At 47.7% G+C, this 14,891-nt stretch carries 17 protein-coding genes; 16 read left to right on the plus strand and 1 reads right to left on the minus strand.

The window, feature by feature from the left end; all coding sequences use genetic code 11:
• The first annotated feature begins 1 nt into the window (after position 1).
• From ACV3PA_RS08875 to ACV3PA_RS08905, 7 genes are all read left to right on the plus strand, one after another.
• Positions 2–532, plus strand: a complete 531-nt coding sequence (locus tag ACV3PA_RS08875) for a ReoY family proteolytic degradation factor (protein WP_053453724.1) — start codon at positions 2–4, stop codon at positions 530–532.
• Between the two features lie 183 nt (positions 533–715).
• Positions 716–1,156: a DUF2487 family protein gene (locus tag ACV3PA_RS08880; protein ID WP_456124464.1), complete on the plus strand. Its 441-nt coding sequence runs from the start codon at positions 716–718 to the stop codon at positions 1,154–1,156.
• A 104-nt stretch (positions 1,157–1,260) separates the two neighbouring features.
• Positions 1,261–1,767: a ubiquinol-cytochrome c reductase iron-sulfur subunit gene (locus ACV3PA_RS08885; RefSeq protein WP_035396830.1), complete on the plus strand. Its 507-nt coding sequence runs from the start codon at positions 1,261–1,263 to the stop codon at positions 1,765–1,767.
• A gap of 3 nt (positions 1,768–1,770) precedes the next feature.
• A complete protein-coding gene (qcrB, locus tag ACV3PA_RS08890) occupies positions 1,771–2,442 on the plus strand; it encodes a menaquinol-cytochrome c reductase cytochrome b subunit (RefSeq protein WP_012370658.1) in 672 nt (223 codons plus the stop codon).
• 40 nt (positions 2,443–2,482) lie between these two features.
• Positions 2,483–3,274: a menaquinol-cytochrome c reductase cytochrome b/c subunit gene (locus tag ACV3PA_RS08895; RefSeq protein ID WP_053453722.1), complete on the plus strand. Its 792-nt coding sequence runs from the start codon at positions 2,483–2,485 to the stop codon at positions 3,272–3,274.
• Positions 3,275–3,328: 54 nt separating this feature from the next.
• Positions 3,329–3,931, plus strand: coding sequence for a DUF1405 domain-containing protein (locus ACV3PA_RS08900; RefSeq protein WP_456124465.1), 603 nt, complete (start codon positions 3,329–3,331; stop codon positions 3,929–3,931).
• Between the two features lie 45 nt (positions 3,932–3,976).
• Entirely contained in the window at positions 3,977–4,657 is a 681-nt protein-coding gene (locus ACV3PA_RS08905; protein WP_082318557.1) for a zinc metallopeptidase, read from the plus strand.
• Between the two features lie 47 nt (positions 4,658–4,704).
• Here ACV3PA_RS08905 and ACV3PA_RS08910 read toward each other — a convergent pair whose 3' ends face one another.
• A complete protein-coding gene (locus ACV3PA_RS08910) occupies positions 4,705–5,592 on the minus strand; it encodes a YitT family protein (RefSeq protein ID WP_053453721.1) in 888 nt (295 codons plus the stop codon).
• Between the two features lie 170 nt (positions 5,593–5,762).
• On the opposite strand from ACV3PA_RS08910, the gene bshA reads away from it, so the two are divergent.
• The 9 genes from bshA (at position 5,763) to ACV3PA_RS08955 (ending at position 14,882) form a co-directional block, all read left to right on the plus strand.
• Complete coding sequence (gene bshA / locus ACV3PA_RS08915) at positions 5,763–6,905, plus strand: N-acetyl-alpha-D-glucosaminyl L-malate synthase BshA (RefSeq protein WP_053453720.1); 1,143 nt, start codon at positions 5,763–5,765, stop codon at positions 6,903–6,905.
• Entirely contained in the window at positions 6,892–8,025 is a 1,134-nt protein-coding gene (locus ACV3PA_RS08920; protein WP_456124466.1) for a CCA tRNA nucleotidyltransferase, read from the plus strand. The genes bshA and ACV3PA_RS08920 overlap by 14 nt, the downstream gene beginning before the upstream one ends.
• Entirely contained in the window at positions 7,995–8,966 is a 972-nt protein-coding gene (locus ACV3PA_RS08925; protein WP_456124467.1) for a biotin--[acetyl-CoA-carboxylase] ligase, read from the plus strand. Before ACV3PA_RS08920 ends, ACV3PA_RS08925 begins: the two co-directional genes overlap by 31 nt.
• Before the next feature lie 247 nt (positions 8,967–9,213).
• Positions 9,214–10,053, plus strand: a complete 840-nt coding sequence (panB, locus tag ACV3PA_RS08930; protein WP_053453719.1) for a 3-methyl-2-oxobutanoate hydroxymethyltransferase — start codon at positions 9,214–9,216, stop codon at positions 10,051–10,053.
• Complete coding sequence (panC, locus tag ACV3PA_RS08935; protein WP_053453718.1) at positions 10,050–10,880, plus strand: pantoate--beta-alanine ligase; 831 nt, start codon at positions 10,050–10,052, stop codon at positions 10,878–10,880. The genes panB and panC overlap by 4 nt, the downstream gene beginning before the upstream one ends.
• Positions 10,881–10,882: 2 nt before the next feature.
• The gene (panD, locus tag ACV3PA_RS08940; protein WP_053453717.1) at positions 10,883–11,266 is read left to right on the plus strand and encodes an aspartate 1-decarboxylase; all 384 of its coding nucleotides are present in this window, start codon (positions 10,883–10,885) and stop codon (positions 11,264–11,266) included.
• A gap of 102 nt (positions 11,267–11,368) precedes the next feature.
• Complete coding sequence (gene dinG / locus ACV3PA_RS08945; protein WP_235504887.1) at positions 11,369–14,185, plus strand: ATP-dependent DNA helicase DinG; 2,817 nt, start codon at positions 11,369–11,371, stop codon at positions 14,183–14,185.
• 62 nt (positions 14,186–14,247) lie between these two features.
• Complete coding sequence (locus tag ACV3PA_RS08950; RefSeq protein ID WP_012370646.1) at positions 14,248–14,418, plus strand: YpmA family protein; 171 nt, start codon at positions 14,248–14,250, stop codon at positions 14,416–14,418.
• Complete coding sequence (locus ACV3PA_RS08955; protein ID WP_053453716.1) at positions 14,415–14,882, plus strand: hypothetical protein; 468 nt, start codon at positions 14,415–14,417, stop codon at positions 14,880–14,882. The genes ACV3PA_RS08950 and ACV3PA_RS08955 overlap by 4 nt, the downstream gene beginning before the upstream one ends.
• Positions 14,883–14,891 lie beyond the last annotated feature (9 nt).

Here is a 14,891-nt window from a genome sequence, read left to right on the forward strand (position 1 = left end):
GATGATAGAGAGAAAGCAGCGATTCTTACGCCGCATCTTGACCTATTACACGTTAAAGCGACGGGAAGCGAAATGGATCATTGATTACTGGTTGCGTAATGAGGCAAAACTCGAACAGGTTCACTTCGTTCAAAATGCAACGTTCGCTCCGAAAGCCATCATCATGACGACATATGGATTCGATGCAGAGCCGTTTCTCTTCAAAAAAGGAGATGTCACGACGCTAGACCCAGAAAAAGCCTATCATGATATTCGTCTGACTTCAGAAGAAATTTATATTGAGTTAAATTTCCAAGGTATGATGATGGATGATGAGTATCTGTCTCTCCTCGAAGAGAATCCATTTCGTCCAGAAGTTGCTGTTGAACCGCGCTTAGCAGATGAAGCGACGCATTTCATCGCGGTCACGGTCAATCGACAAGAAGAAGAACGATTGGTCCGCTTGATTGATGAAGCACTCGATGCACGCGATCAACACCGTTTCCACTCCCTTTCCGAACAGTTACGACTCGTTCGAAGTCAACTACCTTAACAGTAGGACCTTATCACCTCTTGAAGGTGATAAGGTCCTTTTTGTATGTGAAGATTTGTGCAAAATATGAAGAAAAATAGACCGGAATTTCATAAAACGTTCACATTAAGACAGCAGGAGGAAATGCGGATATGATACATTAAATGTGACGAATTGTAAGTACGAAAGAAAGGGGGAAATGACTTGCGTTTCAAACCATCCGACGTACAGCGGACACGAAGCGAACAAGCGTATATCGATACGCTGATCGTGCCTTTGCTTCCGATCGGTTTCGATGAGGCGATGCATGCTTACGCAGAATGCGCAGACATGACATTGACGGTGGCGTCCGAAGTTGAACGTCAGCTATCCGGACGGGCTTTGCTCTTACCCGCCATGACATACATCGATACACCATCGATCGGACAGTTGGAAGGATGGCGTCAAGCGGGTGCTTCCGGGCAATTCCGTTTCATCACCTTCATCACCGCTGATTTAAGGTGGAAGGAGACTGCCGCCGAAGAGATTATCTACGTGCCACGTCTAGCTCTTGAGACGATGAGTCGTGACCAACAAGGTCAGATGGTCGGGAATTTTGTTGGACAAGTTCTCGAACAGTTAGGAAACCGTTGGACCGCGCTATGAAGCGGTTGACGCAATGATTTTATTAAGATACTATTACCATGTGAGAAATTTGTGTGAAGTACTGTCGTCTTGGGGCACAGCGTACATCACAAGGGGGGATCGAGATGGCTCAAAACGGGTCTAACGTAACACGTCGTCAATTCTTGACGTATACATTGACAGGCGTCGGCGGTTTCATGGCGGCGACAATGGTCATGCCGATGGTCAACTTCGCAGTTGATCCAGTCCTGAAGAAATCAGGAGCAGGCGATAAAGTAAAAGTAATGAAGTTGTCGGATATCACGACAGAACCAAAACGGGTCGACTTCAAGAAACAAACGCAAGATGCGTGGTATGAGTTCGAAGAAACATTGTCTGCTTGGGTGTTCAAAGATGATAAGGGAGAAATTCTTGCTCTTTCACCGATTTGTAAACACTTAGGTTGCCAAGTCAGCTTCGGCGCAGATCCAACGCACCCGGAGCAATTCTATTGCCCATGTCACTTCGGACGGTATACGAAGGATGGCACGAACGTACCTGGTACGCCTCCAACGAAACCACTCGATGAGTATGAAATGCAACAGAAAGATGGTTACCTCTATCTTGGTAAACCAGTCGAAAGAGGTGCGTAAGCGATGATGCAAAAAATCTATGATTGGATTGATGAGCGCGTTGACATTACGCCGCTCTGGCGAGACATCGCCGATCATGAAGTACCGGAGCACGTCAACCCGGCACATAACTTTTCAGCTTTCGTTTATTGTTTTGGCGGATTGACGTTCTTTACGATCGTCATCCAGATTCTTTCGGGGATGTTCTTGACGATGTATTATGTACCGGACATCATCAACGCACACGCGTCCGTCTATTATCTTCAAAACGAAGTCGCGCACGGACAAATCGTTCGTGGTATGCACCACTGGGGCGCATCTGTTGTTATCGTAATGTTGTTCTTACATACATTACGTGTCTTCTTCACTGGTTCATACAAAAAACCACGTGAATTGAACTGGGTTGTCGGAGTACTCTTGTTCTTCGTCGTCTTAGCTCTCGGTCTGACAGGATACCTATTGCCTTGGGACATGAAAGCCTTGTTCGCAACGAAAGTTACAATTCAGATTGCTGAAAGTATTCCGGTCATCGGTGGTATCGCGAAGACCCTCCTTGCGGGTGGAGAAATCGTCGGCGCAAGTACAATCGCTCGATTCTTTGCGATTCACGTCTTCTTCCTTCCTGCAGCATTGTTCGTCTTGCTCGGGGCCCACTTCATGATGATCCGTAAACAAGGGATCTCTGGACCACTTTAAACCGACTATCATCTAGACAACAAAAAAGGGGGAGAACACGATGCATCGTGGTAAAGGAATGAAATTCGTCACCGATTCACGGGTGTCGATCAACAACCGGATGCCGAACAAGTCGAAAGACTATTCGGAATATCCAGGTCGAACGGAAGCGTTCTGGCCAAACTTCTTACTTCGCGAATGGATGGTTGGAGCGGTCTTCTTGATTGGCTTCATGACACTGACAATCGTTGAAGCAGCACCACTTCAAAACATTGCCGATCCGACGAATACGTCGTACATTCCACTTCCGGACTGGTACTTCCTATTCCTCTATCAGCTCTTGAAATACCAATTCGCTGCAGGTCCATACATTTTGATGGGTACGGTCATCCTTCCAGGTCTTGCGTTCACAGCACTTCTCGTCGCGCCATGGCTCGACCAAGGTCTTGAACGTCGTCCTGCGAAACGTCCGATCGCAGTCAGCATGATGCTCCTTGCAGTCGTCTCGATCGTCTTCTTGACATGGGAATCTGTTCAAACGACTCACTGGGATACAATCCACAAACAAGGTGAGTTGACGATGGACGAAGGACCGAAAATTGATACATCAGCAAAAGGATACGAAATTTATTCGAACCAGTCATGTGTCAACTGTCATGGTAAGAACCTCGAGGGTGGCGCAGCAGCTCCAGCGCTCGTCGGTACGAAAAAGACAGAAAAAGAGATTTATGATATTGCAGTCAAAGGTGTCGGTTCGATGCCCGCTGGTCAGTTCAAAGGATCAGATGCAGATCATAAGGAACTTGCGAAATTCATCGCTTCATACGGTGAAGGCGGCGAAAACAATAAATAAGCCAAAAGCCGGGGGAGCAATCCTCCGGCTTTTGTCGATGATGAGGTGAAACGATTGCAAGGATTACTTACGTTACTCCGTCATAAAGCGGTGCTCTGGGTCGTCGGATTGATCAACTTAGCAGGCACCTTATACGGTTACTACTGGTACGAACCACAACTTGCTACATCAAAGTGGTATTATTATCCGTTCATACCAGATAGCCCAACTGCATCACTGTTCTTTACGATCATCGTCTTTCTCTGGATTTTTGGACGACGTTCCCGGTTGTTTGAAGCACTTGCCTTCGTGACATTGATCAAATATGGGGTTTGGGCAGTCGTCATGAATGCCTTGATGTTGAATCAGCTCGGAACAGAAAATCCGTTCTTAACAGCGATGGCACTGATGTTGATGGTGTCACACGGAGCGATGGCGTTTCAAGCGTTACTGTATAGTCCGCTAATGACGTTTCGTGTTAAGGAACTTGTTCTTGTCGCGATTTGGGTCATTCATAACGACATTGTCGATTATGTCCTCGGGCAATGGCCACGTTACCCGGCACTTGCGGAACATATCCAGTGGATCGGATATGGTTCCTTCTGGTTGACGGGATTATGTCTTTTGATGGGATATCTCCTTGTCGCGCGCGATTCAATTGACAATAAGATCACTTGAACATAAAATAGACCTATAATCAAAAAAAGAAAGGAACAATGTCTCGTGGCAAACTATTTGATCTATCTCGCGATCATCATCATCGTCCCGATTTGGGCTCAGATGCGCGTGCGGAGCACGTATAAAAAGTATCAAGATGTTCCGATTCAGAGTGGGGTGACGGGAGCGCAGGTTGCCGACTTCATCATGAAGCAAAACGGCATCACGAACGTTCGACTCGAGCCGATTGGTGGAACGATGTCCGATCATTATGACCCGACGAACAAAGTCGTTCGTTTGTCTGAAGACGTCTACTATGGTTCGACGGTCTCAGCTGTTTCGATTGCAGCACACGAAATCGGTCACGTCATTCAAGATGCGACGGACTATAATATGATGCGTGTCCGTCACCGGATTGCACCTGTCGCGTCGATTACATCGAATTTATCGTTCCCGCTGTTGTTGGTTGGTCTATTTGCTGGGTTGAGTGGTCTAGCGATGCTCGGTGTCGTCTTGATGCTCGGTGCCGTCATTTTCCAACTCGTCACGTTACCAGTTGAGTTTGATGCCTCAAACCGTGCAATGGCACAGTTGACGGAACACGGAATCATCGATGCGGAAGAAGAGCGTGGTTCACGCCGTGTCTTAAATGCAGCGGCTTGGACGTATGTAGCTGCAACACTTGTTGCCGTTGCCGAATTCCTTCGTCTTGCATTGATCGTTTTTAACCCGTCAAGTGATGATTAAGTAAAAAACACGGATTGCTCAAACGAGCAATCCGTGTTTTTGTCTACTTAGGTTTCTTTGATCGGAACCCGGTTTTCATCGAACGTAAACCCTTCTCCCGTCACTTCATAGACATCATGTAACGTAATGAAAGCATGTTGATCGACACTTTTAACAAGTGTCTTCAAGCGATTGATCTCGTTGCGGGCGACAACGACATATAACACTTCGAGGTCGCGTCCCGAATAACCACCTTTTGCAATCAATCGTGTCGTTCCCCGGTTCATCGTCGCATGGATACCGTCCGCGATTTCCGTCCGGTGATCACTGATGATCATTGCCGCTTTTCCGGCGTACGTGCCTTCTTGCATCCAATCAATGACACGAGCACCGACGTAGACGGCGAGTAACGTATACATCGCCTGTTTATAGTCGAGATACGTCAAGGAAGCGACGATGACGAAGAAATCGAAGATCAAGAACGTGCGACCAATCGACCATCCGAAGTAACGTTTCGTCAGACGCGCGATAATATCGACACCACCTGTCGTACCGCCGTTGTTGAAGATGATGCCGAGACCGACCCCGATGAAAACACCAGCGAACAAAGCAGCGAGGACCATATCGTCTCGAAGGTCAATCACGAGTGGTGAATACTTCGAGATTAGTCCGTACCAAAAGGAAAAGCTGAATGTCCCAATCAACGTATAGACGAAGGTCGTCCGACCAAGAATTTTATAACTGACGAAAAAAAGCGGAACGTTTAGGACTAAGTTCGTGATCGATGGAGATAATCCAAACAAGCCTTTTAAGATCAGGGTAATTCCTGTAAAGCCGCCTTCAGCTAATTCGTTTTGCACGTTAAAATGATAAATACCAAAAGCAAAGATAAATGATCCGACTAAAATCCAGAGGATGTTCTGGATCCGAATCGGAAACTGGAATGGAGGTGCCATTTCCGTATGCTCCTTTCAAATCAAGACTCTTTCTCTAGGGTAACGGCACGGTCGGAAAAAGACTAGCTTTTCCTCAGAAAATTAGTCGAAAAGTGATCAGTATGGTCATTCCGATCGATATTGCTTAGAATAGAGACGAATAGAAGTCATAAAGAGAGTGTGGTTGTATCATGAAAAAAGCAATTGGAATCCTTTGTTATCCCTCTGTTGGCGGGAGTGGCGTCGTCGCAACAGAGCTCGGTATGAAACTGGCGGATCGTGGACATGACGTTCACTTCATTACGTCGAGCATGCCGTTTCGACTGACGGAATATCGCCCGAACATCACGGTACACTTGGTGGAAGTCAACCAGTATTCCGTTTTTAAATATCCCCCTTATGACATTACACTAGCATCGAAAGTAGCAGAAATCATTGATCTATTCGATCTTGATGTCATTCATGCCCATTATGCTGTGCCGCATGCGGTCTGTGCTGATCTCGGTCGAAACATGGCGAAGAAAAAAGGTGTCGCTGTCGTGACGACGTTGCATGGTACGGACATCACGGTCATCGGACAAGACTTAGAGATGCAACCGGCCATCCGGTATGGTATCGAACGATCGGATGCGGTTACGGCCGTCTCAGAAAGTCTAGCGCTTGAGACGAATGCAACGCTTAACGCGCACTACGACATCGATGTCATTGCGAACTCGATTGATGAGAGTGTCTATTATCCGATGCGTGACGAACGTTTGAAACGACACTACGGCATCGAGTCAGATGAAGTCGTTGTCATTCATATCTCGAACTTCCGACCCGTCAAACGAATCGACGATACACTTGCTGCATTCGCAATCGCAGCGAAAGATCGGAAGATGCGTCTATTGCTCGTCGGCGATGGTCCAGAGATGGGGCAAACGAGACGGCGTGCGAAGGAACTTGGTATTGACGATAAGGTCATCTTTGCCGGTAAACAGGAACATGTCGCGCAATTGCTCGCCATCAGCGACATTCATGTCTTGTTGTCTGAAAAAGAGGCGTTTGGACTTGTCGTTCTCGAAGCAATGGCGATTGGTGTCCCGAGTGTCGTTTCGACAGCAGGTGGATTACCAGAAGTCATTCAGGACGGGGTGACTGGGTATATCGTTCCGACCTACGATGTCAAAATGGCTGCAGCGCGTATCGGTGAACTTGCAGATGATCCGATGTTACGCGAACGAATGAGAGAAGAGGGGATTCGCGATACGCGTCGTCGTTTCGATTCGAATGAGATCGTCCGTCGCTATGAACAAGTGTATGAACGGGTGTGTGCACGTCATGAACTTGCTTGAAGGCGCACATCACATCATTGAAACGATCGAACAGGCGGGGGGTGAAGCCTACATCGTGGGTGGCGCCGTTCGTGACATGTTGCTTGACCGAATACCAGGAGACTATGACTTAGCCAGTTCAATGTTACCGGAACAGATCATCGATTTATTCCCGGTCGTCATTCCGACAGGCCTTGAGCACGGAACCGTGACAGTCGTCCTAAACCACGTGCCGTATGAAATCACGACATTCCGTTCTGAAGCGACATATAGCGATCGCAGGCGTCCGGATGCGGTAACGCTTGGCGTAAGTCTGGAAGAAGATTTGACACGACGTGACTTCACGATTAATGCAATGGCACTTAGACCTACGGGGCGCGTCGATTTATTTGGCGGTGAACGTGACATCAAAGAGCGGATCATCCGTACGGTCGGTGCGCCGAAGGAACGCTTTAATGAGGACGCACTTCGCATGATGCGGGCATTTCGTTTCATGAGTCAACTCGAGTTCGATCTTGATCCTACAACTGAACAAGCGATTACGGAACTCGCCCCACATCTAGCTGCTGTTGCGATTGAGCGGATTGCGATTGAGTTTGAAAAGCTATTACTCGGACCAGGAAAGCAGCAGGCACTTAACGCGATACTACGGACTGGGATTGAAGAGTACCTACCCGGGATGGACGCAGTGATTATAGAAGCTCTTGCTAAGCAATCACTACGAGGCGTCTCAAAGGACGCCGTCTGGACACTTGTGCTCGATGCCGGTCTAACGCGTGAGCAATTAACCCGTTGGAAACGGTCGAAACAACAAATGCGGCTCGCTGCGCGCCTGGTCCCACTGCTCCATCGTCCTTTAACGGATTGGGATCGTTATCAGTTATCGGATGAGGAACTGGACATGCTGCGCCAAATGACAGGAATCGATTATCCGGATCGATCGGACTTACCGATTCGTGGACGAAAAGAGCTTGCAGTAGACGGAAAAGATATGATTCGTTTTGGTCTTCGAAAACAACAGATCAAAGAAGCGCTGTTGCATCTAGAGTACGGCGTCATCGAACAGGCTTTCCGAAATGATCAAGCCACATTGATGGAGGAGGTAAACCGTTGGCACATACAGTCCGAGAACAAATCCTGATGGCACTACGCAAGCGGACTTGGTATTCAGGACAAGAATTAGCAGAGACTCTAAATATTTCACGTACCGCCATTTGGAAACATATGCAAACATTAAAGGATGAAGGCTATCACATCATCTCCAATAAAAAACAAGGCTATCAATTAGTCGACGAAGGTGATTTATTGACACCAATCGCGATTGAACAATGGTTAACGACATCACGTCTTGGTCAACAAATCCTTCATTTTGACGAACTCGATACAACGCAGCGGATTGCACACGAACAAGCGCAGCAGCAAGCAGCAGAAGGAACCCTCGTCGTCTGCGATCATCAGACGAATGGACGAGGGCAACTAGGACGGACCTGGCATGAAGCAAAGAACAAGGGTATCGCGATGAGTCTACTCGTCCGTCCGGATGTACCGATGCATCAAGCCGGACAATTAACGCTCGTAGCCGGTATTGCACTGGCGAAAACATTACGTTCTCTTGATACACCAGTCACTATTAAATGGCCGAACGACATCCTGATTCATGGTCGAAAGGTCGCCGGCATCTTGACTGAGATGCAGACCGAGGCAGATCGGATTAGTTCCGTCATTATTGGAATTGGCATCAATGTGCACCATCAACAGTTCTCTGAAGGAATCGAGAATCGGGCGACTTCCCTCGCAAAAGAGACGGGACAGTCGTTTCGTCGAGCGGAAGTCGTCGGTCGTTTCCTTAATCAGTTCGAACTGCTTTATACACAATGGCTTGAATTAGGATTTGGTTCGTTTGTTGCCGATTGGGAATACCTTTCTGACCGATTGCACGAAACCGTAACTTTACGGACGCGCCAAGCGACAGCTTCTGGAACACTGCTTGGTATTGACGAGACCGGAACGATTCGGATCCAGACCGACGCGGGCGAGACTCGTTTTCACTCAGCTGAGCTCGTTTACTGGGAAAAAGAGTGAGTTCTTGAATCAGACGGTTTGCAGGGACCTTTTCCTGTCATGTATAATAAAGCCACGGATGGTATCCGCTTATTGGAACCATACCGAATTGACAGGTGCCAGTTTTAGCTGTTTCAACTGCCTTGATCTTAACGGACAGGGACAGAAGGACGATATTCAATTATTCCGCCTTCTTTCCGCATGCGTTTATTTTGGAAAGAAAGGCGTTTTCCTTTTGTCCTCCCTACACACGTAAGGAGAGAACACAATGCACACAATGGGTCCACTATTAAAAAAACAACAAGCTGGTGAAAAGCTCGTCATGTTGACAGCATATGACTATCCTTCAGCAAAATTATCGGAAGCAGCAGGTGTTGATATGCTGCTCGTCGGGGACTCCCTCGGGAACGTCATCCTCGGCTATGATTCAACGATTGCCGTCACGGTCGACGACATGGTCCATCATGCGCGCGCAGTACGCCGGGGAGCACCACAAACGTTCATGATCGTCGATATGCCGTTCGCAAGTTACCACGGTTCATTTGATCGAACACTCGAAGCTGCAGCGCGCATCTTCCAAGAATCGCAGGCAGACGCTCTGAAACTAGAAGGGGCAGGAGACATCTTAAAAACGATTCGTCGTTTGACGGATGCTGGAATGCCTTGCGTCGCGCATCTCGGATTAACACCACAATCCGTTGGAGTCCTGGAAGGATTCAAAGTCCAAGGGAAATCATTAGAAGCAGCCGAACAACTGATTGCAGATAGTTTGGAAGCAGAGCGTGCTGGTGCGAAGATGCTCGTACTTGAGTGTGTGCCACACCCGCTCGCAAAGCGGATTCAAGAACTGGTTACGATTCCTGTCATCGGGATTGGTGCCGGAGCTGATGTTGCCGGTCAAGTCCTTGTCTATCATGATATCTTGACGTATGGGGTTGGTCGTTTACCGAAGTTCGTTAAAGCGTACACGAACTGGAATGCTTCAGGAACAGAAGCGATTGCGGCTTATGTCAAAGATGTGAAAGCAGGAACGTTCCCGGAACTTGCTCATTCATTCCAAATGGATGAAGAGCTAATTGGTGCGCTTTACGGAGGAAACAAGGAATGAAGATCATTCAAGATGTAAAAGCGTTACGGGACGTCTTATCAGGACACGATTCTATCGGGTTCGTACCGACGATGGGATTCTTGCATGAAGGACATGCCTCATTGCTCAAACAAGCACGCCAAGAGAATGATGTCGTTGTCTTGAGTATTTTTGTCAATCCGACGCAATTCGGACCAAATGAAGACTTGGATCGTTATCCACGAGACGCAGAACGCGATCAGAAGATTGCGGAAGCAGAAGGGGTCGATTATCTGTTTTATCCGACGAATGAGACGATGTATCCGCTCGATATGGCTCGTGTTACGGTCCGTTCGGGGGACGATGTCTTATGTGGTGCGTCTCGACCGGGGCATTTTGACGGTGTGTTGACAGTCGTCAGCAAACTATTGAACGTCGTTCGTCCAACTCGGGCGTACTTCGGTTTAAAAGATGCCCAACAACTTGCGTTGATCGAAGCGTACGTTGCAGACTATTTCGTTCCAGTTGAAATCGTTCGTTGCCCAATCATTCGCGAAGAGGATGGACTGGCGAAATCGTCACGTAATGTCTATCTATCGGATACGGAACGCACGCAAGCCCCAGGTATCCAGCAGGCACTGCAGCAAGCGAAACAAGCGCTTGACCAAGGTGAAGCGATCGAAATAGTTCTCGAGCAGACGCGCGATGCGCTGCAATTTGATGGGACGACGATTGATTACGTCGAAGCCGTCGACTATCCATCGCTACGACCCGTCACTGAACAAACGACGACGATTCTCCTAGCTGTCGCCGTGCAGTTTGCATCGGCACGCTTGATCGATAATTTACTATATACGAGAGGAGCATGACGATGTTACGCACATTCATGCACGCCAAACTACACAAAGCCCGGGTAACTGAGGCGAACTTACACTACGTTGGATCGATTACGATTGATGAGGATTTACTCGACGCTGTCGGGATTTTGGAAAACGAAAAAGTACAAGTGACGAACAATCAGAACGGTGCGCGGATTGAAACGTATGCCATCAAAGGTGCACGTGGATCAGGTGTCATCTGTTTGAACGGTGCAGCAGCACGCCATTTCCAAGTCGGTGATGAAGTCATTATCATGGCGTATGCACAACTATCGACGGAAGAAATCGCGACGCACGTACCAAAAGTAGCTGTTTTGAACGAACAAAATGACATCACACAAATGTTGTCTCAAGAAATCGCCCACACGATCTTATGAAATTTTAGAGACCCGATCATGCCAGCGGGTCTCTTTTTTTGTTAAGATGAAGAATGAGATGCCATCCAATCATGGAGAGGATGGATTAAAGGTGGAGGATCAGTGTTGAAGAAAAAATACGTCGTAGTCGACCTGGAAACGACAGGTCACTCCATAAAAGCTGGCGATGAGATGATTGAGATCGGAATGGCGGTCATTGAGGATGGACAATTGACAGAACAATTGTCTGCCTTCGTACGTCCGACACAGCCGATTCCTCCGTTCATTTCCCAGTTGACGGGCATTACGGATGAGGATGTCAAAGATGCCGAGACATTTGATATCATCGCACCACGCGTTTTGTCATTACTCGATGGTGGTGTCTTTGTCGCCCATAATGTGCAGTTCGATTTGAATTTTTTAAATGATGCATTAGAAGAAGAAGGCTATTTGCCGTATTCGGGACCGGTCATCGATACGGTCGAACTTGCGCGGATCTTACTTCCAACAGCGGAAAGTCATGCGCTCTCGCATCTGTCAGAGTCTTTAAGCCTTGCTCATCAAGAAGCGCACCGGGCAGGAAGTGATGCTTCAGCGACAGCTGAATTGTTACTTGAACTACTCAAACGACTACATACGTTGCCGCTTGAGACGTTGAAGCACTTAAGACGTTTATCACCACGTCTGTTCAGCGCCATCGAAGAGGAAATTGATCATGCGATTCGCTTGGTCGGTATCGAAGAGGATGTACGATTCGACCGTTTTCGAAAAATCGCCTTAAAAAAACGCCAGACGATCGAACGCTTGACGCATCCGCCCGTTCTTGAACCGTTCGGACCGTTTGTTGACGAATTAAATGCTGTCACGTTTCCTCGTTTGTTCGAAGGGTATGAAGAACGTCGTGGGCAACTCGAAATGATGCGGCATGTCTATCAGTCGCTTGATCAAGAAGCGCCGTTACTCGTCGAAGCAGGGACAGGAACCGGAAAATCGCTCGGTTATCTTGTCCCGGCAGCGCATTACGCGCTCGAACATGAAGTACCGATCGTCGTCAGTACGCATACGATTCAATTACAGGAACAACTGTTTGCGCGTGATTTACCGTTGTTACGTCAACTGTTCGATGCGCCAGTTCAGATTGCGCTTCTCAAAGGACGGAGTAACTATATCGATTTACGGAAGTTCGAATTTTTCTTAAATGATCAAGAAGATGCTTACAACTTTACGCTCGCAAAAGCGATTCTGCTCGTCTGGTTAACGGAGACGGAAACGGGAGATTTAGAAGAAGTCAGCTTACCGGGTGGTGCGGCACAAGGAAATATCGGGATCAAGCAGTTGATTCAGTCCGATAGTCAGTCACAGCTTGGACGATTTGATCCATGGTACAGTCGGGACTTCTTTCAGCATGCGATTCGCCAAGCGAAAGATGCGACGATCATCGTCACGAACCATGCTTTGTTATTTAGTGACTTGCAATTCGAGGCAGGAGTCTTACCGAAAGGAAGTCCGTTGATCCTCGACGAGGCGCACCAAATCGAAGAAGTTGCGAGTCATCATTTTGGTCTCGTCTTTGATGGACATACGTTTGATCGTCTGTTCCGACAGCTTGGGTATTCGTCCGATAAAAAACTGTTACACCGCTTGCTTGATCTGTCGGAGGAATGGGACATTTCCGAGATGGTCGAAGCGCACAGTGAGACGGTTGATGAGGCATTGACGACGTTGCTCGAAGAAGCAGACGGTCTATTGATGATCATTCAAGCGTATGGACTTGAATTGGCTTCCCGAAAAGCACGACGGGAAGGGATGGTCAGCATTCGTTTTAAGCGACTCGATCGCTCGATGCGTGCCGTTCAGGAGAGTGCCAAACGGGTGGAATTGGTTTTGCGCCGCTTACGTCAGGCCATCCGTGCCATTCACAAACTGTTCCATGAACATCGGGAACAGATGAGTTATCGCGAGCGTTCACTCGTTGCCGATTTAAAAGCGATTACGTCACAAATCGAAGAAGCAGAACTCGCCATCTTCGAGACGATGCTTGCACCGCACGACGAAACGGTATCTTGGATCGAGACGTCCGTGAAGAACCGGAAACTGACACGGGTGTATACCCAACCGATCGATATTTCAGAGCGACTGCGACGCGATGTTTTTTCGAAACGAACATGTATCCTTACGTCTGCGACGTTGACCGTCTCGAACAAGTTCCAATTCATTGAGAACCGATTAGGACTTGACGCTTTTGATACACGACGGTTCGTCGTCCCTTCACCGTTTGGGTATGCGGATAATGTACGATTGATGATTCCAACGGATCTTCCGTTATTACAAGATGTTCCGTTACCGGAATTCGCGGAAACGATCGCGGAAGCAATCTTACAGATCGCGGAGGTAACGGAAGGGCGAATGCTCGTCTTATTTACATCAAACGATTTATTAAGACTGACGCATGAGGCAACGAAACCGTTGCTTCCGGAACGCTTTACACTGTTATCACAAGGCGTCACGCAAGGTTCGCGGCAACGACTCATGAAGCAGTTCAAGCAACTTGATGCCTGTATCTTGTTCGGAACTGCTAGCTTTTGGGAAGGTGTCGACATTCCCGGAGATGACCTCAGTTGTCTCGTCATCGTTCGTTTACCGTTTGCTCCACCTGATCAACCAATCGTCCAAGCACGGTCAGAACGCATTGAGAAACTCGGAAAATCATCATTTTTCGAGTACAGTCTACCGCAAGCAATCATTCGGTTTAAGCAAGGATTTGGTCGTCTGATTCGGACGACGAACGATCGAGGTGTTGTCTTCGTACTTGATCGCCGGATTGAAACGACGCGTTACGGAAAACGCTTCGTCACGAGTCTTCCGAAAGTTCCTGTTTTATCAAAACCACTCGACGAACTAACAGCAGAATTAGAATTGTTCTTGAATGATGGCGATTGAGTCTATTCAGATAAACCCTATCGCATTATAATAGATAGAGAAAAATGAGGGAGGACATACAGATGGATTCAAAAATTGAAACACTTGCGACCGTCAAAGTGAACCGCCATGACGATACGTATAAAATCGTCGACTTATTGAATCGGACGCTAAAGACGGAAGATTTAATGTTCGGTCTTGCTCTCGATGAAAAAGACAAGGAGCAGATGGTCTTTACCATCTACCGCACATGAAGTGGAAAATTACGCTTGGTCTGCTGAGTGCACTCATCCTTTTGACTGTACTTGGCACCGCCGTTTATCAGGTGACGATCGCTGAGGCAAAAGACCGGGAACAGAGCGTCGCTGAACAAGCAGAGACGCGTCTGAAAAAAGAACTCAAACCGACGGACGTCCGGTTCGAATCTGTCTTTAACGGGAAACGCCAATATGTCGTTTTTACGATGAAGCAGAGCGGACAGGCGGTACGGGCGTTCGTTCCGAAAAAAGGAAAGATTGAGACACGACCGATTGCTGATGGTATTGCCATTAAGACAGTCGTCGCAGATCATCCAGAACTAGGGGACATCGTGTCTGCTAAGTACGGCTTTGAGGATCGTGCCGTCATCGAGATCGTTTCGAAGACGGAAACAGGCTATGATTATTCGTATTATACGTATCAAGAAGGTTCTTTCATCAAACGATTACGAATCAAGTAAAGGGAGTGG

Source organism: Exiguobacterium sp. EA-TM-5 (assembly GCF_053878415.1).